General features: G+C 49.9%; 14 protein-coding genes and 3 tRNA genes. 10 read left to right on the forward strand and 7 right to left on the reverse strand.

Annotated elements, in window-relative coordinates; genetic code table 11:
* Positions 1 to 145: 145 nt before the first annotated feature.
* The 3 genes from NP589_RS02745 to NP589_RS02755 all read left to right on the forward strand — a co-directional run bounded on the left by NP589_RS02745 (position 146) and on the right by NP589_RS02755 (position 402).
* A tRNA-Pro gene (locus NP589_RS02745) sits at positions 146 to 222 on the forward strand.
* A gap of 6 nt (positions 223 to 228) precedes the next feature.
* A tRNA-Arg gene (locus NP589_RS02750) sits at positions 229 to 305 on the forward strand.
* 21 nt (positions 306 to 326) lie between these two features.
* Positions 327 to 402, forward strand: a tRNA-His gene (locus NP589_RS02755).
* A 711-nt stretch (positions 403 to 1,113) separates the two neighbouring features.
* Here NP589_RS02755 and NP589_RS02760 read toward each other — a convergent pair.
* The 4 genes from NP589_RS02760 to NP589_RS02775 form a co-directional block, all read right to left on the reverse strand.
* Positions 1,114 to 1,275 carry a BRO family protein gene (locus NP589_RS02760; protein ID WP_256605582.1) on the reverse strand — a complete coding sequence of 54 codons (162 nt, stop codon included), beginning with the start codon at positions 1,273 to 1,275 and terminating at the stop codon, positions 1,114 to 1,116.
* 19 nt (positions 1,276 to 1,294) lie between these two features.
* On the reverse strand, positions 1,295 to 1,492 hold the full coding sequence (locus tag NP589_RS02765; RefSeq protein WP_256605583.1) for a BRO family protein: 198 nt from the start codon (positions 1,490 to 1,492) through the stop codon (positions 1,295 to 1,297).
* Between the two features lie 613 nt (positions 1,493 to 2,105).
* The gene (rsgA, locus tag NP589_RS02770) at positions 2,106 to 3,017 is read right to left on the reverse strand and encodes a ribosome small subunit-dependent GTPase A (protein ID WP_256605584.1); all 912 of its coding nucleotides are present in this window, start codon (positions 3,015 to 3,017) and stop codon (positions 2,106 to 2,108) included.
* A complete protein-coding gene (locus tag NP589_RS02775; protein ID WP_256605585.1) occupies positions 3,017 to 4,267 on the reverse strand; it encodes a M48 family metallopeptidase in 1,251 nt (416 codons plus the stop codon). Before NP589_RS02775 ends, rsgA begins: the two co-directional genes overlap by 1 nt.
* Positions 4,268 to 4,356: 89 nt before the next feature.
* On the opposite strand from NP589_RS02775, the gene orn reads away from it, so the two are divergent.
* From orn to NP589_RS02795, 4 genes are all read left to right on the forward strand, one after another.
* Positions 4,357 to 4,902, forward strand: a complete 546-nt coding sequence (gene orn / locus NP589_RS02780; RefSeq protein ID WP_256605629.1) for an oligoribonuclease — start codon at positions 4,357 to 4,359, stop codon at positions 4,900 to 4,902.
* A complete protein-coding gene (gene crcB, locus NP589_RS02785) occupies positions 4,902 to 5,609 on the forward strand; it encodes a fluoride efflux transporter CrcB (RefSeq protein WP_256605586.1) in 708 nt (235 codons plus the stop codon). The genes orn and crcB overlap by 1 nt, the downstream gene beginning before the upstream one ends.
* 40 nt (positions 5,610 to 5,649) lie before the next feature.
* Entirely contained in the window at positions 5,650 to 6,921 is a 1,272-nt protein-coding gene (serS, locus tag NP589_RS02790) for a serine--tRNA ligase (RefSeq protein WP_256605587.1), read from the forward strand.
* A 161-nt stretch (positions 6,922 to 7,082) separates the two neighbouring features.
* Entirely contained in the window at positions 7,083 to 7,472 is a 390-nt protein-coding gene (locus tag NP589_RS02795; protein ID WP_256605588.1) for a group I truncated hemoglobin, read from the forward strand.
* A 66-nt stretch (positions 7,473 to 7,538) separates the two neighbouring features.
* Here the strand turns inward: NP589_RS02795 and NP589_RS02800 are convergent, their stop codons facing one another.
* The gene (locus NP589_RS02800; protein ID WP_256605589.1) at positions 7,539 to 9,563 is read right to left on the reverse strand and encodes a methyl-accepting chemotaxis protein; all 2,025 of its coding nucleotides are present in this window, start codon (positions 9,561 to 9,563) and stop codon (positions 7,539 to 7,541) included.
* Positions 9,564 to 10,122: 559 nt separating this feature from the next.
* On the opposite strand from NP589_RS02800, the gene NP589_RS02805 reads away from it, so the two are divergent.
* A complete protein-coding gene (locus NP589_RS02805) occupies positions 10,123 to 10,848 on the forward strand; it encodes a pentapeptide repeat-containing protein (RefSeq protein ID WP_256605590.1) in 726 nt (241 codons plus the stop codon).
* Positions 10,849 to 10,885: 37 nt separating this feature from the next.
* On the opposite strand, the gene NP589_RS02810 is transcribed toward NP589_RS02805, so the two are convergent.
* Entirely contained in the window at positions 10,886 to 11,668 is a 783-nt protein-coding gene (locus tag NP589_RS02810) for a symmetrical bis(5'-nucleosyl)-tetraphosphatase (protein WP_256605591.1), read from the reverse strand.
* 573 nt (positions 11,669 to 12,241) lie between these two features.
* On the opposite strand from NP589_RS02810, the gene NP589_RS02815 reads away from it, so the two are divergent.
* Positions 12,242 to 12,511 (forward strand): hypothetical protein, encoded by a 270-nt coding sequence (locus tag NP589_RS02815; protein ID WP_256605592.1) that lies wholly within the window; start codon positions 12,242 to 12,244, stop codon positions 12,509 to 12,511.
* A gap of 244 nt (positions 12,512 to 12,755) precedes the next feature.
* On the opposite strand, the gene NP589_RS02820 is transcribed toward NP589_RS02815, so the two are convergent.
* Positions 12,756 to 13,163, reverse strand: coding sequence for a DUF805 domain-containing protein (locus NP589_RS02820; RefSeq protein ID WP_064010905.1), 408 nt, complete (start codon positions 13,161 to 13,163; stop codon positions 12,756 to 12,758).
* A 270-nt stretch (positions 13,164 to 13,433) separates the two neighbouring features.
* Between NP589_RS02820 and NP589_RS02825 the strand changes: the two genes are divergently transcribed.
* Positions 13,434 to 14,642 (forward strand): cyclic di-GMP phosphodiesterase, encoded by a 1,209-nt coding sequence (locus NP589_RS02825; protein WP_256605593.1) that lies wholly within the window; start codon positions 13,434 to 13,436, stop codon positions 14,640 to 14,642.
* Positions 14,643 to 14,669: the final 27 nt, after the last annotated feature.

Genomic DNA, 14,669 nt, shown 5'->3' on the forward strand with positions numbered 1-14,669 from the left:
GGAGTTTTTTGTGCCAGCTATTTGACGGCTAAAATCGGATTATCAGATCAATGTGAAAAAATCTGTTGACGTAAGTAATCTACGTCTTTATCATAGCTATCTTTCTGGAGTGCTTCCGCTCTTCGGGATAATAAGAAGGTCAATTCGGGGTATAGCGCAGTCTGGTAGCGCGTCTGCTTTGGGAGCAGAATGTCGGGAGTTCGAATCTCTCTACCCCGACCAAGATTTGCGCTTGTAGCTCAGCTGGATAGAGCATCGGCCTTCTAAGCCGAGGGTCGCAGGTTCGAGTCCTGCCAAGCGTGCCATCGCAAAAATTCATCATTATGGTGAGCGTAGCTCAGTTGGTAGAGTCCCGGATTGTGATTCCGGTTGTCGTGGGTTCGAGCCCCATCGTTCACCCCAATAAATTCAATAACTTAAGGTAAAGCTTAAGTTAGTCTAAAATCCCATGCAAGCACTATGTAAGCAGATGGAGAAACTTTCCATTCCTGACGTGCAAGCAAACCCCCTCGATTATCACCGGCAATTGACCGGCTAAACTGCTATTCCCGCCACAGAAAACCACCCCAACCGCCCGCCAAAAACGCGGCATACTGTCAGTGCGCTTTTAGGCATTTAAGCGCGCCGGTTGCCGGGCACGGTGAGTTGAGTCATTGAGGCAACCGGGACTTATAAGCCGGCGTCTTTCTTCATGGTTTGGCGCCGGCTTTTTTATGTCTGGCGGTTTTTGTCTTGATGATGGCTTGGCGCTGATCCACGCGGCGTAGGTGTAAACAAGTGTTTTGGATGGACTGCTGAAAAATCAGCAGTGACCTTGTTTATCTCCTTGAACGAGGATTTTACTGGCTTAAAATTGGAGCCACCGTTCTTTTTCAATGACTTAGCTTTTTTACAATGTCTTGATACTGACTTGTGATCCCCACCCAGTCGTCAGCTCTTCACGAGCCTCGGTGCGTTTTGAATTACCGCCAACGGCGGAAATTAAAACAAACCAGCTATTCACGCGCGCGGGTGCATTCTCAGGGCAAAACCGCCGTTCTGGCGGTTTTACGGATGGCGTCGGGAATGCCGACGGCAGTTTGAAGGGTGGTGAAACAGCGCCCCTTGCAGTGTTTACAACGTCTTTCGATAACCCATTGATTTTACTGCTATCGGAATTTCCGACACTAAACAAATCAATGGCTTGGCCTCTGGCTTGCGGCTGCCTAGAATTAGCGAGTAAAGTCCTGATTCATTGATGACGGTTATTTCTTGCTGACCTCCAGGGGTCTGCATTAAACGCAGACCCTTTTCATCATTTTGTAGAAGGCGCTAAGCCGTTGATTTTGTTAAATTCAGGCAAAACGCCTGATTTGCGGCAATGAGTTGAAACGGCTTTTGCCGGATCAGCATAACCAAGCGCGGTCGCTACATCACGAGCAACAAACCAAAGTGCGCAGAATTGCGCGACTTCAACCGTTCGATAACACACGATTTTATGCCATTCCGGCACCCATCATCGTTGACTGAAAAAGTGATGGAATTTTGTTGACTTGGAACAGAGTATCTACACAGGTATGCAATCTCCATGTATGTTGTTACGTATCAATAGTTTGAAGCGCGTGCAACTTACAGCATGAATTGGTAATCTTGATCTCCAGCGTAATGTTGCCGGGCTTTAACCGTAAGCTTTTTAACCCCGGAAGTTGGGTTAAATTTTACTTTTTCATATTCATACGCCCAGCTAAATACTCGTTTTATGCATGCGATTTCCTTATAGGCGCGAATAGCAGACACTTGACTCCTGGCAACATGGATAGGTGGGCTCAAACCATTGAGCAATAATTCCAGAATTTAACGTGAAGTCCCAGCCATTGATTGGGTTGCCTTTTTAAACTGCGGCAGCAAGTTATAGGCCTGATATTGCTTTCTTCTTGGTTTTTTTGGATATGTTCCACTCTGTCTGTGTGTCCTTACGGATTACTCAAAACTAGCATGCCCTTTACTTAATGGGCTGTTCAATTTTTCAGCACCGGCTCTATCGCCCTTTAACTGTGAATCTTCACACATCTATTTTCTGTTTCTCTGTGCGCTTATTTTATAAAATTAGATGATATTTAAGCGGGTCAATTACGATTGCCCGGCGGCATCTTTTCTCTGAGTTTTAAGAAGCGCTGATAGCGTTCTGTGGCGATCTCACCGGTTTCCACTGCTAAGCGCACCGCGCAATCCTTGTCGTTGACATGCCGACAGTCGTTGAAGCGGCATTTGGGAATGTAAGGCTGAAACTCTCTATAACCCCAAGCCAGTTGTCCTTCCGACAAACCTGCCAAGCCAAATATCGCGACGCCGGGGCTGTCGATTAAATCGCCGCCTCCGGGTAAATGGTAAAGCGTCGCAGCCGTGGTGGTATGGCGGCCGTGGCGAGTGATTTCCGAGACGCTGTTGATTTTTAAATTGCGCTCCGGCAATAGCGCGTTGGTCAAGGACGATTTGCCTACCCCGGATTGGCCGGCGAACATGCTGGTGCGCTGTGCCAAAACCTCTTGCAAGCCGTCGATGCCGATTTTTTGATTCGCGCTGACTCTGTGTAGGCTGTAGCCTAAGTTTTGATAGTAGGCCAATCCTGCTTCGACAGCTGCTGACAGCGGCAGATCGACTTTATTCAGCACCAGTGCCGCATCGATATTGCAGTTTTCGCAGATTGCCAGATATTGATCCAGCAGCAAAAAATCGCATTCCGGTTCGGCGGCGAAGACGATGAATATAGTATCCAGATTGGCCGCTACCGGCCGCGTGTCGTTGCCGCGACTGGGACGCTGCAACACCGAGCGCCTGGGCAGTATTTGCTCGATGCGGCCTTGTTCGGGGGAGGACATGGAAAGCATCACCCGGTCGCCGACGACCACGGTGTCCAGTTTGCGTAAAGTCTGGCAAAGTACGAGTTGCTCGGCAGCTTTGCCTGCATCGTCGCCAACCTCGACGGCGATGCCTTTGCCGAGATGGGCGACCACCAAACCCTGGTGCAGGTCTGCCATCAGGCGGACTGCATCTTTTCTTCGATATGCGCTATGCGGATCGCGGCAGGCGGATGGCTGTAGTGGAATGCGGAGTACAAAGGATCGGGTGTCAGGGTGCTGGCGTTTTCTTCGTAAAGTTTCACCAAACCGCTAATCATTTTGCTGCCTTGGGCGTTACGGGTCGCAAAGTCGTCGGCTTCGAACTCAAATTTGCGTTGAAAATAGGCGCTGATTGGCTGCATGAAGGTGGTAAAGACTGGTGACACCAGCATAAACAGCAAAAGCGCCGCGGCATTTGAGTGAGTGCTGACACCCAAACCGTCGAAAAACCAGTCCTGGGTGATCAACCAGCCTAACACCGCAAAGCTGATCAGGGTCATTACCGACGACGCCACCAGCATTTTGATGGTGTGTTTGCATTTGAAATGACCCAACTCGTGCGCCAGCACCGCTTCCAGTTCTTCCTCATCCAGCGAATTCACCAGAGTGTCGAAAAACACGATGCGCTTGTTATTACCCAGGCCGGTGAAATAAGCATTGCCGTGACCGGAGCGGCGCGAGCCGTCCATGATGAAAATGCCTTGGCTGTTAAAGCCGCAACGTTCCAATAATCCTTGAATGCGTTGCTTTAAGGAACCTTCCTGCATCGGCTCGAATTTGTTGAATAGCGGCGCGATTACGGTCGGAAACAGCCAGCTCATCAACAGTGAAAAACTCATGATGATGGCCCAAGCATAGAGCCACCACAGGCTGCCGATGCTGTCCATTACCCACAGAATCAGAGCCAGAATCGGCAAACCGATCACCAGCGTCAAGCCCATGGACATCAGTTGGTCTTTCACGAACTGCGGCAGTTTGCTTTTATTGAAGCCGTATTTTTCTTCGATGACAAAGGTTTGGTACAAGCTGAACGGGATTTCAATCACGGTCATCAGCAGAAAAATGCTGGCCATTGAGAACAAGCTGGCCATCAGTGGCGATAAATCGAAGGTCGACCAGAAATCGAAAACCAGGCTGATGCCGCCACCCAAGGTCAGCGCCAGCAGAAATATCATGCCGACCACGCTGTCGATGTCGCCCAGTTTGCTCTTCTCTATGGTGTAATCGGCGGCCTTTTGGTGCGCGCTGAGCGATACCCGGTCCTGAAAGGCGGTCGGCACCTGTTCACGATGCTGTAAAACATAGGATTTCTGGCGCATTGCCAGCCAGAATTGGATGCCGTAGGAAAGGACTAAAGCCGCTAAAAAAATGCCAGTAAACGTGTTCATCAAGCCTATGTGGGTGGGGTTAACAATTAGCGGTACAGATTAGCTAATGCTACAATTTGCCGCAACATTATTAATACCATGGAATGAAAATGGCTCAAGATGCCGACAATCTTATCTGGATCGATCTGGAAATGACAGGCTTGGATCCTGATAACGATCTGATCATCGAAATCGCCACGGTGGTGACCGACAAAAATCTGCAAATCCTCGCCGAAGGGCCGGTGATGGCTGTGCATCAATCCGATGCGGCTCTGGCGGCTATGGACGACTGGAATCAGCAACATCACGGTCAATCCGGATTGATTCAACGGGTCAAGGATTCAAAAATCGATGCCGCCGAAGCAGAGGCTAGGATCATCGCGTTTTTGCAAGAATGGGTGCCTGCCAAAACCTCACCAATATGCGGCAACAGCATCTGTCAGGATCGGCGATTTCTCTACCGTTACATGCCCAAATTGGAAGCGTTTTTCCATTACCGCAATCTGGATGTGTCTACCGTCAAGGAACTGGCCGCACGTTGGGCGCCGCAACTGAAGGACGGCTTTAACAAGCAGGCCTCGCACAAGGCCCTGGACGACATTATCGAGTCCATCGAAGAACTGCGATACTACCGGGAAACGTTCTTTAAATACTGATGCTGCAATTGTTCGCAGTCGCTTTGGGCGGCGCCATCGGCTCCATGTTACGCTATCTGGCCTCTAGCGGCGTGTATCTATGGTTGGGTAGAGGTTTTCCATACGGTACCTTGACCGTCAATTTGCTTGGCTCGTTTTTGATCGGGCTGATGACTGAAGCACTGATTCTGCAAAGGCTTGCTATAGCGTTGGAATACCGCACCGCGATTTTGGTCGGCGTTATGGGCGGTTTTACCACCTTTTCCAGCTTTTCTCTGGAAACCTTTTATTTGCTCGAACAAGGTCAAATCGGCAAGGCCGGGCTAAATATTGTAGCCAGCGTGTTCGGGTGTCTGTTAGCGGTATGGGCCGGTCTGGCGCTAGGCAAAGGCCTGTTTTTCTATTCGCAAGGTACATTTCGGCTGTTCGATTGGCCGTTTCCTTATGCCTTGACGCTGGTCAATGGTATCGGCGCGTTTTTGATCGGTATCGTCGCCACGGTATTGATGCACAAACTGTCCATTTCAATAGAGTACCGGGCTATTTTAGTGACCGTTCTGATTGGCTTATTCATTACCCTGTCCGGTTTATATTTAATTCTCTACCTGTTGGAAAGCGGTCATTCCTTCGAATCGCATATGGGCGCGATGCTGACCGTTTTTCTAAGTAACATCGTCTTTTGTGCGGCCGCGCTGTGGTTCGGCTTGTGGCTAGGCAAGCAGGTATAGCCGCCGTTTTCTCTTTTTTCAAATCAGGATATTCACAACCATGCTAGACCCCCGTTTATTTAGAAGCGACCTGGAACTGGTTTTACAACAATTGCAAAGACGCGGCTTTCAATTCGATGCCGCCGCCTATCAAAGTCTTGAAGATCGGCGCAAAGACGTGCAGGTCAAAACCCAGGAATTGCAGAACGAACGCAACACCCGTTCCAAAGCCATCGGTCAGGCCAAGGCTAAGGGTGAGGACATTCAACCTCTGCTGGATCAAGTGGCGGATTTGGGCGATCAGCTGAAAGGTGCGGAATCTGAGTTGAATGACATTCAAAACCAGTTGAATATCCTGCTGGAAGGCATTCCCAATATTCTCGACGAAGCCGTGCCGGCGGGTAAAAGCGACGCCGACAACGTTGAAATCAGTCGTTGGGGTGAACCGCGCCAGTTTTCATTTGCTCCGAAAGACCATGTCGACTTGGGCGAACCGCTGGGGATGAATTTCGAGCTGGGCGCGAAAATCGCCAGCGCCCGTTTCGTGGTACTGGCTGGCAAACTGGCAACCTTGCAACGCGCGATTATTCAGTTAATGTTGAACACGCATATCAACGAGCACGGCTATCAGGAAACCTATGTACCGTTTCTGGCCAATGCCGACAGTTTGCGCGGTACCGGCCAATTACCCAAGTTCGAAGCCGATCTGTTCACGGTCAAAAACGACCCGACTTTTTATCTGATCCCGACGGCCGAAGTGCCGGTCACCAACATCGTCCGCGATGTGATCGTCGAAGCCAAGCAGATGCCGTTAAAATTTGTTTGCCATTCGCCCTGTTTCCGCAGTGAAGCCGGCGCTTATGGCAGCGATGTACGCGGCATGATTCGTCAACATCAATTCGAAAAAGTCGAGTTGGTGCAAATCGTCACCCCGGAAACCTCTGCCCAAGCCCATGAAGAGTTGACCGCACACGCCGAAACCATTTTGCAAAAGCTGAACTTGCCGTACCGCAAAGTATTGCTGTGCGCCGGCGACACCGGCTTTTCGTCGTCAAAAACCTATGATCTGGAAGTGTGGTTGCCCGGTCAGCAAAAATACCGAGAAATTTCGTCTTGCAGTAACTTTAAGGATTTCCAGGCGCGGCGCTTACAAGCCCGCTGGCGTAATCCGGAAACCGGCAAGCCGGAGTTGGTGCATACCTTAAACGGCTCGGGCTTGGCGGCTGGACGGACCTTAATCGCCGTGATGGAAAATTATCAAAACGAAGACGGTTCGATCACGGTGCCGGAAGCTTTGCGGCCTTATTTGGGCGGTCTTGAGAAGATTCAATAACTTACAAATCATCGGGTCTTTGGCGGCGAGTAAATAGTTTGGATGCGAAACTATCATGAGTTATCATCGCTGCCGAGGCCGTTAAAACTGGCAAAATCAATAGCTTGCCAAATTAGTCGCCGCCTCGACAATTCAATAATTATAAGAGGAGGGGTAAAAAAATGAGTGAAGCAAACCAAGTACAAGGACCATCGTTGTATGAGCGCATTGGTGGCGATGCGGCAGTCAACGCCGCTGTCGATGTGTTCTACGGCAAAGTGCTGGATGACTACCGGATCAACCGCTTCTTCGCAAAAACCGATATGCCTAAGCAGGTTGAGCATCTGAAAGCCTTTATGACGGTAGCCTTCGGTGGCCCAAACAACTATACGGGGCGGTCCTTACGGGACGGTCATGCCCGCTTGGTCACCATGGGCTTGAATGACTCGCATTACGACGCCGTTATGGAGCATTTGGGCGCTACCTTACACGAACTGAATGTGCCGGAAGATCTGATCTCGGAAGCTGCCGCACTGGTGGAAAGTGTTAGAGGCGAAGTGCTGGGTAAATAGATTGGGTTCCGCTACCCTGTTAGAGCGATACAAACCTAACAAGGTGGCGGATTCTCTTGGCTAGATCTATAGTTTGAATTGTTTGGTTAGTTTCTGTAAGTTTTCCGCTAGCTGATTTAGCTGGCGCGCTTCGGCGGTAGTTTGATTCGCTCCGTTACTTGTCTGTTCCGAGAGACTGGTGATGTGGACGATATTTCGATTGATTTCCTCCGTCACCGCCGTTTGTTCTTCGGCCGAGCTGGCAATTTGCAAGTTCATCGCATCGATGGTTTCCACCGATTGGCTAATCGCTTCCAGGGATTGCATTGCTTCCCGAGACTTTTCCACCCCTTCATGCGCTTGCGAACGGCTTTGTTGCATGACGGTGACGGCTTCGCGCGATCCAGTCTGTAATGTGACTATCATGTTTTCGATCACCGCCGTCGATTCCTGAGTACGGCTTGCCAGGTTGCGGACTTCATCCGCCACCACCGCAAAACCGCGGCCGTGTTCGCCGGCACGGGCGGCTTCAATCGCGGCGTTCAATGCCAATAAGTTAGTTTGTTCGGCGATACTTTTAATCACGTCAACTAAAGAGCCTATTGACTCGCTGCTTTTTTCCAAACTCTGAATCACATTGGCAGCGGCTTCAACGTCTCTAGCCAATTGGCTGATCGATAAGGTGGCGCTCGCTACGACGTGTTTGCCGTTTTTCGCCTGTTCGTTAGCATTGCTGGCGGCCTGGGCCGCGGTATTAGTGGTACTGGCCACATTCTGGATGGTGGCACTCATTTCATTCACTGCGGTAGCGACCGAAGTGGTCTCTTCGCGTTGCCGATCAAGATGAATGGCGCTCTGGCCGGCAACGGTATAGACCTTTTGCGCCGAAGTATGCAATTCGGCGCTGGTATGAATGATTTCTTTGAGTAAAGCCGAGCTGGTGTCTATCATGGCATTGAAGTTTTCCGCAATTTCCCGCATTTCATCGTTCGAATCAATGTGTACTCTGGCGCTTAGGTCGTTTTGGGCAACGAGTTTAGTCGCGGTATTTATTGCCATAATGTTGCGGCTGATCGACTGAGTTAAGCCCAGCAACAGCAAAATTACCACGAGTAAAACCCCCAGCAAGCCGGCCAACGTCAGTTGTAGAAAGCGGTCGGCTGAGGCGCTACGGCTTTGGAAAATAACGTCAAGCTTATCTATCAGCTCGTTATAGAGCTGGTATGACTGGGTAATCGCTTGAGTGGAGATGTCGAATACGGTGTTGCTATCAACGGAAATGGTTTCGCTTTCGATCAATTGCTGCCGTAATAGAGAGAGCATGGATTGCAAAGCTTTTTGATAGCTTTCGTTGGTTCCGCGCACACTTCGGCCAACCTCTGGGTTTTCTGCAAATGCCACCTCAAGGCCTTCATCCACTTTGCTGGCATGCGTTTCTATGTTGGCGATCAAGATCAATAATTTGGTCAATAGTTGCGGAGTGTAGCTGCCTTTGGCTGCAATTCCGGATGCCAGCGCCCGCGCTTGCCCCATTACTTCTATCAATTCGGGTAAGTCGGCTGTCAGCGCGAAACCCATATGAAAACTATCGAGCTGCGGGTCGAGAATGATTCCGGAGGTGTTCGAAATATGGTTTAGCAGCTTTAAACCATCGGCCACCAACAAATTATGTGCTGCTATCGTCGCACTTAACTCTTGATCCATGGCGTGTATTTTGATGTCGTTCCATTGTTGGTTGAGCTTGGCGAGCATGCCGTCGGTGTGCAATGTGCCCTTCAACTCGCGGTCCACTCTTTCAAGTTCGGCAAAATCACCATCTATCTCTTCGCGTTTGTTAAAGATCCGTTCCTTGAATTGTGTAGCGCCGTTTCGAAACGCGTTGGTCATGCCCCGATGCTGCTGTATATGTTCTATTGGCGTCCTCAGGGCTGCGATGTAGCGCAAACCGTAGCGTTCTTGTTCCAAAGAGTTGGTTTCCGTCCTAAACTGCTTGATCAAGGTGCCGGCCATGAACAGCATAGGGATTAGCACGACAGTGAACAATAAAGCGAATTTCGCCGGATAGCGAAGTCTATCCATCAAAGCGATTGCAGGTGAAATTAGAAAATTCATAGCCAAGATCCTAGCGGTGTTGTGCGGGGGGGCGAGTGTGTCGGCAACTATAGTAGCTTTATGTGTTTTGGTGTAAGCCTCTAGTGAATTTAATCTGCTGCTTAATTCGGGGCAACCCGTTAAGGCGGTCTAAAGTCGGGCGATCAGTAGAATCGCCGCGGAAACAATCAGGCAGCTTCCTACCAGCCATGATCGAATGCGATGGGGTGATTTGGATGTCCGCAGTACAATAAAAGTTGTCAAGGATAGCAATAAGGTCGGATAGGCCAACAGGACCGCCAATTCCGATAGCTTAGCGATAGCGCCGGCGTTGGTCGCTTCAAAAGTGTAATAGCTGAAACAGCCTAAACTTGGCAGCGCTATTATCAGGGCAAAAATCAATAACTTGTGACTGAGCTTGTTCATGGCTTAAAGTTTGTTGTGGGGTTATCGAGAAACATATATCCAACTTGGTAGTAAGCCGTTAACCGGAAAAAGTCTAATCTGTTGGATTGTGATTCGCTAAAATTCACAAATCGCTGTTGTTTTGATAAAGCCTAGCTCACTTTGGGGAGTAGTTATGCCATACGATTCCGGTAATTGCCGAGCATTGATAACGTTCAGTCTGTGTTTTTGGCTATTGCCTTGCTCCTCCGCGGAGCTCACTCGAGAAGACGTTATCGCGCTTATTGCCGAAGCTGGCGCGCAGCGGCCCAAGCTAGCTAAAAAAGACCTGTCGGGCTTGGATTTATCCGGGATAGATTTTAATAAAGCCGACTTGTTTTCCGCCAATCTGGACGGTGTCAATCTCAAGGCGGCCAGATTAATCGGGGCTAATCTCAATCTTGCGCGCATGGGGAATGCGAATTTGCAGAATGCCGATTTATCTGCCGCGAGCCTATACGGTGTAACGATGGACTATGCCGACTTGTCCGGCGCCGACCTGAGTCGCAGCCGCGTGACGGGATCGCTGAACAATGTCAACTTAACCGGCGCTAAATTAAAACAGGCCAATTTAGGTCCCAATTCCGCAAGTCCACGACAACGACTCGATAAATTGGAAATGAACAATGCGTTACTGAATGATGCGGATTTGAGTGGCGCTAATTTTAATTATGCGCTGATGGTCAACGCCTCGCTCCGCAACGCAGACTTAAGCGGCGGTCAGTTTATCTGGACGGACTTGTCCGGCGCCAATTTAGACGGTGCGACTATTGCCGGGGCGGATTTTAGGAGTGCCAAGTTTGATGACGCAAAGGTGGACAACGTAAAAGGGGCCGATACGGCCCTGGGCTTTAAAAAGTAAGCTTAAGCCTGCTTGTCAGCGCTACGGCCTGAAGATCTTAAGGTGTTACCGCGATTGTTGCGGTGGGCGTCGATAATTGTAGCGCCGACAGCGCGGCCAAAGGGTGGAAGCCGGCGTAAACACTGTCGGCAAAGTGCGCGTCATCGGCAAAAACCACGTTCAATTGCGATGTTAGCCGGTTGGGTACTCGATACCAGGGCATTAAGCCGGCCGGTTGAGAATCGATTGGGCCTGTTGCTTTGAAATCCAGCTTGCCTTGCTCGTTGCAATACGCCATTTGCGTGTAAGCATTGGCAATAAAATTCAGCCGTTTCCAGCCGCGCAGTTTGGCATGCCAGCGCGATTGGTCTTGCTTGCGGTTTTCCAGAAACGCCGCGTAATTGCTTCCTGATAAAACCGATTCCACTTCATACGCAAAGGTCAAGGCTTGGCTGAAAGTCCATTCGGCAGGAAGACCGGCATTTACCAAGGTGAAATTAAGTTTGGAATCGTGATGAATCAGGCTGCGCAGCCGCAGCCATTTCAATAACTCGTCCCGGTCCGGTGCGTTAAGAATTTCAGCCAACGTATCGTCCGGACCCAATTGGGCGTAGCCGAGCGCAACGCTGAGGAGATGGAGTTCTTGTTTGCCCAATACCACGACCGCCGCCTTGCCCAGGCTTTTAACGTAACGCAGCACTTGCAAAGAGTCCGGCCCCTGATTGACGAGATTGCCGGCAAACCACAGCCGGTCTGCCAACGGATCGAAGCCGATGGTTGTCAGCAGTTGCATCAGTGTCCGGTAATCGCCGTTTACGCTGCCGATGGCATAGGTAGTCATAGGTATTTAAATTCTAAAGCACTGTCTGAATAAACGGTTGGCTATGACCTAAAAGTCAGCGCACGCCGGATATTTCCAAATTACCGTTAAACCCTATCAATTTTAATGCCACCAGCCTTGGCGCCGGATTTCTGGAGCAGATTATCCCGACAACTAACTGATTATTATCTGGAAATTGATTTCAAGACGGCGATATAGTCGCCGGTCTTAACGCGGTGATCTTGTTCGTTTCCCACAAATTAGTTGTTTTGCGGGGGAAATGTAAAGTAATCGACAGGTTTTGGTGCGGTGACTAGGGGCGGTAATCACGGCTGCTTGCCATGCTTGAAACGTCGTCACATTCGACAGGGCGGAAAGGAATTTTCTATATGTAAAATCTATTGAAGCTATAAAAACAATCAATTTTATTTGTTATAAAGGTTTGTTCAGAATAGTCCCCAAGCTGGATCGGTTGAGTTCTCAATCAGATTTCCGGCGATTTATTAACCCGGTCCGTCAATACCGTTCAGTCGAAACGGAATGTCCGTAACAAATGGGACTGGGTTCATAACAATTATTACCAGGAGACTTTTCATGAAAACCTTAAACACCATCCAAGTTGCTGTTGTCCTTACTGCCGTTCTTGCCTCGACAAGTGCCCAAGCGCATGGTGATCGCATCACTTCCGGCAGTTTTTTTGATAATTGGGTTGCTGAAGTGGTTTACGATAATCCGGCGTATAACCGGGGCATGCATAGTTATCCCAATCCGCTTGCGCCGGTTGTGGTGGCTGAAAAAGATATAATTTATATCGACAAAGCCTATGGCCAAGCTATTTATAGCTATCCCAGAAATACCAAATGAGTTCAACCGCTGGCGGACGCCATCCGGTGTTCCGCCGGCAACTTACGAATACTGTTATTAACCCCATAGGTCCCGGTCATGCGGGAAGCCAGGATTATTATTGGGCTCCCGCCTGCGCAGGAGCGACGATAATTTAGGGTCGGGTTGATAGGTTCTTGCCTTCGCGGGAATCACGGCTCAAGGGAGCTTAAAGGCCTGGTTAATAACTTTGAAAAATTGCCAAACTGTCGGCTTGCATAAGCGCTTACAAAGCCCTTACCAATAACACCGGCATCCAGGGGCTCACCAGCAACAGAAAGCCGGTAAACCAGATATCGAAGGTAGGGCGCAAGGCCGGGGCTTCGAGTTGGTCTGCGGACGGATTGCTAGGGGCGAATATTAATACCAAAGCGACCAATAGCATCAGCGGCGGTGCGAATAAAAACCCCAGTAATATTCCCCAGGCCGAAGAACCAATGTCGCGGCTGCGTTTGATCATCGCCGATACCCCAAACAGGCCGCAGGCAAGGGCAATGACCAAATAAAACGGCACGGCATACTCGTCGGACGACCCGCTGGTCGTGATCTGAAGCGCATACAAGGGTAGCGCCAAAGCATTCAACAAAGCAGGCAGCCCTAAAGCTATATATCGAGAGCGGTCGTAACGCAGCATGGTTCTGTGTATTCCCTAAATTTGCAGTTAACGGGATCGTCTAGGGTAGCTCAGTGGCTGGCGATTGCCAATTTTTGTGTGTTTTTTGAATGTTTCGGTACGATTTGGATAATGCTCGGGCCCATGTGATAACTTTACCGACTCGCAAGATTAGGTATGGTTTTAGCAGTTGCGGCAATGACCTTGACCGCTGCTGATACACTTACCACCAACCCGATAAGTGGGTTAACGTACCGCAAGTCAGTCGCAATCCGGCAAGCAAAATGAACGATGATCAAAAAAATCGATGTAGCCAACCTGAAGCCCAAAATGTTTATCCACGACATCAACTGTCCCTGGATAGACCACCCGTTCTTGCGTAACAGTTTTTTCATCGAATCCGCGCAAGACATCGAAAGAATCGCCGCCTACGGCATTCGCCAGGTCTACATCGACACCGCACTCGGGCCGGACATGCCGGAGGCGCCAACCGTTCATGACATAAACCGGCAGCTTGACGCACATATGCAGCACTTGGGGCGAACGCTCAAGCGTGTGCCACCACCGCTGCTTAGTGTCGAAAAGGAACGGGTTAAAGCCAAGCAAGTCTGCCGCGAAGCCAATCGCATCGTACATAACGTCCTGCAGGATTGCCGGCTGGGAAAGCAGGTTGAGTTGGAGCAGGTTGAGCCCGTGGTCTCCGGCATCATCGATTCGATTTTCCGTAACCCCGATGCCATTGTCAGTCTGCTCAGAATCAAGCAGGCCGATAAATATACTTTTCAGCATTCCGTGGCGGTCGGCACCTTGCTGATCAGTTTTTGCAGAGCCTTGGATATCGATCGCAAACTGATTGAACAGGTTGGGCTGGGCGGTTTGTTGCACGACATCGGCAAAATGCAGGTACCGACTAACATTCTCAACAAGCCTGGGAAACTGACGGAAAGCGAATTCGAGATCATGAAAAATCATGTGCGCTACGGCTGTCAGTTTTTGGAAAAAACGCCGAATATTTCACCGGTCACGCTCAACGTTGCGGCAGAGCATCACGAGTGTTTTGACGGCAGCGGTTATCCATTGGGTTTGAAGGGCGATGAAATCAGTCTTTACGGGCAGATGGCATCGGTGGTGGATGTCTACGATGCGCTGACTTCCACGCGTATCTATCACGCCGGCATCGAACCCACGGAAGTGTTAAGAAAATTGTTGGAATGGAGTGATCACCATTTCAATTTGACACTGGTGCATCAATTTATTCGCAGCATAGGCATTTACCCGGTGGGCACCCTGGTGCGGTTGGAGAGCGGCTATCTGGCCGTCGTGGTCGAACAACATCATGAAAATTTGCTGCACCCTAGGGTGAGGGTGGTATTCAATAGCCGGACTCGCCGTTACACACCTCCCGCGGATTTTGATCTGTCCAAACCCGGTTGTAATGACCGCATCGCCTCGTTTGAAGTGCCCGCGAAGTGTGGGGTGGATCCCCAGCGGTTTATATAACCACGGGCCAACTCAGCAGAAAAATTA

The sequence above is a fragment of the Methylomonas rosea genome, from assembly GCF_024505055.1.
GTDB lineage: Bacteria > Pseudomonadota > Gammaproteobacteria > Methylococcales > Methylomonadaceae > Methylomonas > Methylomonas rosea.

What these genes read in the sequence shown, in the direction of transcription:
- orn (WP_256605629.1), top strand. Translation starts at nt 4,357, where the DNA reads ATGGCTCAAGATGCCGACAATCTTATCTGGATCGATCTGGAAATGACA.
- NP589_RS02760 (WP_256605582.1), bottom strand. Translation starts at nt 1,275, where the DNA reads ATGCAGACCCCTGGAGGTCAGCAAGAAATAACCGTCATCAATGAATCA.
- NP589_RS02815 (WP_256605592.1), top strand. Translation starts at nt 12,242, where the DNA reads ATGAAAACCTTAAACACCATCCAAGTTGCTGTTGTCCTTACTGCCGTT.
- NP589_RS02800 (WP_256605589.1), bottom strand. Translation starts at nt 9,563, where the DNA reads ATGAATTTTCTAATTTCACCTGCAATCGCTTTGATGGATAGACTTCGC.
- NP589_RS02795 (WP_256605588.1), top strand. Translation starts at nt 7,083, where the DNA reads ATGAGTGAAGCAAACCAAGTACAAGGACCATCGTTGTATGAGCGCATT.
- NP589_RS02820 (WP_064010905.1), bottom strand. Translation starts at nt 13,163, where the DNA reads ATGCTGCGTTACGACCGCTCTCGATATATAGCTTTAGGGCTGCCTGCT.
- NP589_RS02825 (WP_256605593.1), top strand. Translation starts at nt 13,434, where the DNA reads ATGATCAAAAAAATCGATGTAGCCAACCTGAAGCCCAAAATGTTTATC.
- NP589_RS02775 (WP_256605585.1), bottom strand. Translation starts at nt 4,267, where the DNA reads ATGAACACGTTTACTGGCATTTTTTTAGCGGCTTTAGTCCTTTCCTAC.
- crcB (WP_256605586.1), top strand. Translation starts at nt 4,902, where the DNA reads ATGCTGCAATTGTTCGCAGTCGCTTTGGGCGGCGCCATCGGCTCCATG.
- NP589_RS02810 (WP_256605591.1), bottom strand. Translation starts at nt 11,668, where the DNA reads ATGACTACCTATGCCATCGGCAGCGTAAACGGCGATTACCGGACACTG.
- rsgA (WP_256605584.1), bottom strand. Translation starts at nt 3,017, where the DNA reads ATGGCAGACCTGCACCAGGGTTTGGTGGTCGCCCATCTCGGCAAAGGC.
- NP589_RS02805 (WP_256605590.1), top strand. Translation starts at nt 10,123, where the DNA reads ATGCCATACGATTCCGGTAATTGCCGAGCATTGATAACGTTCAGTCTG.
- serS (WP_256605587.1), top strand. Translation starts at nt 5,650, where the DNA reads ATGCTAGACCCCCGTTTATTTAGAAGCGACCTGGAACTGGTTTTACAA.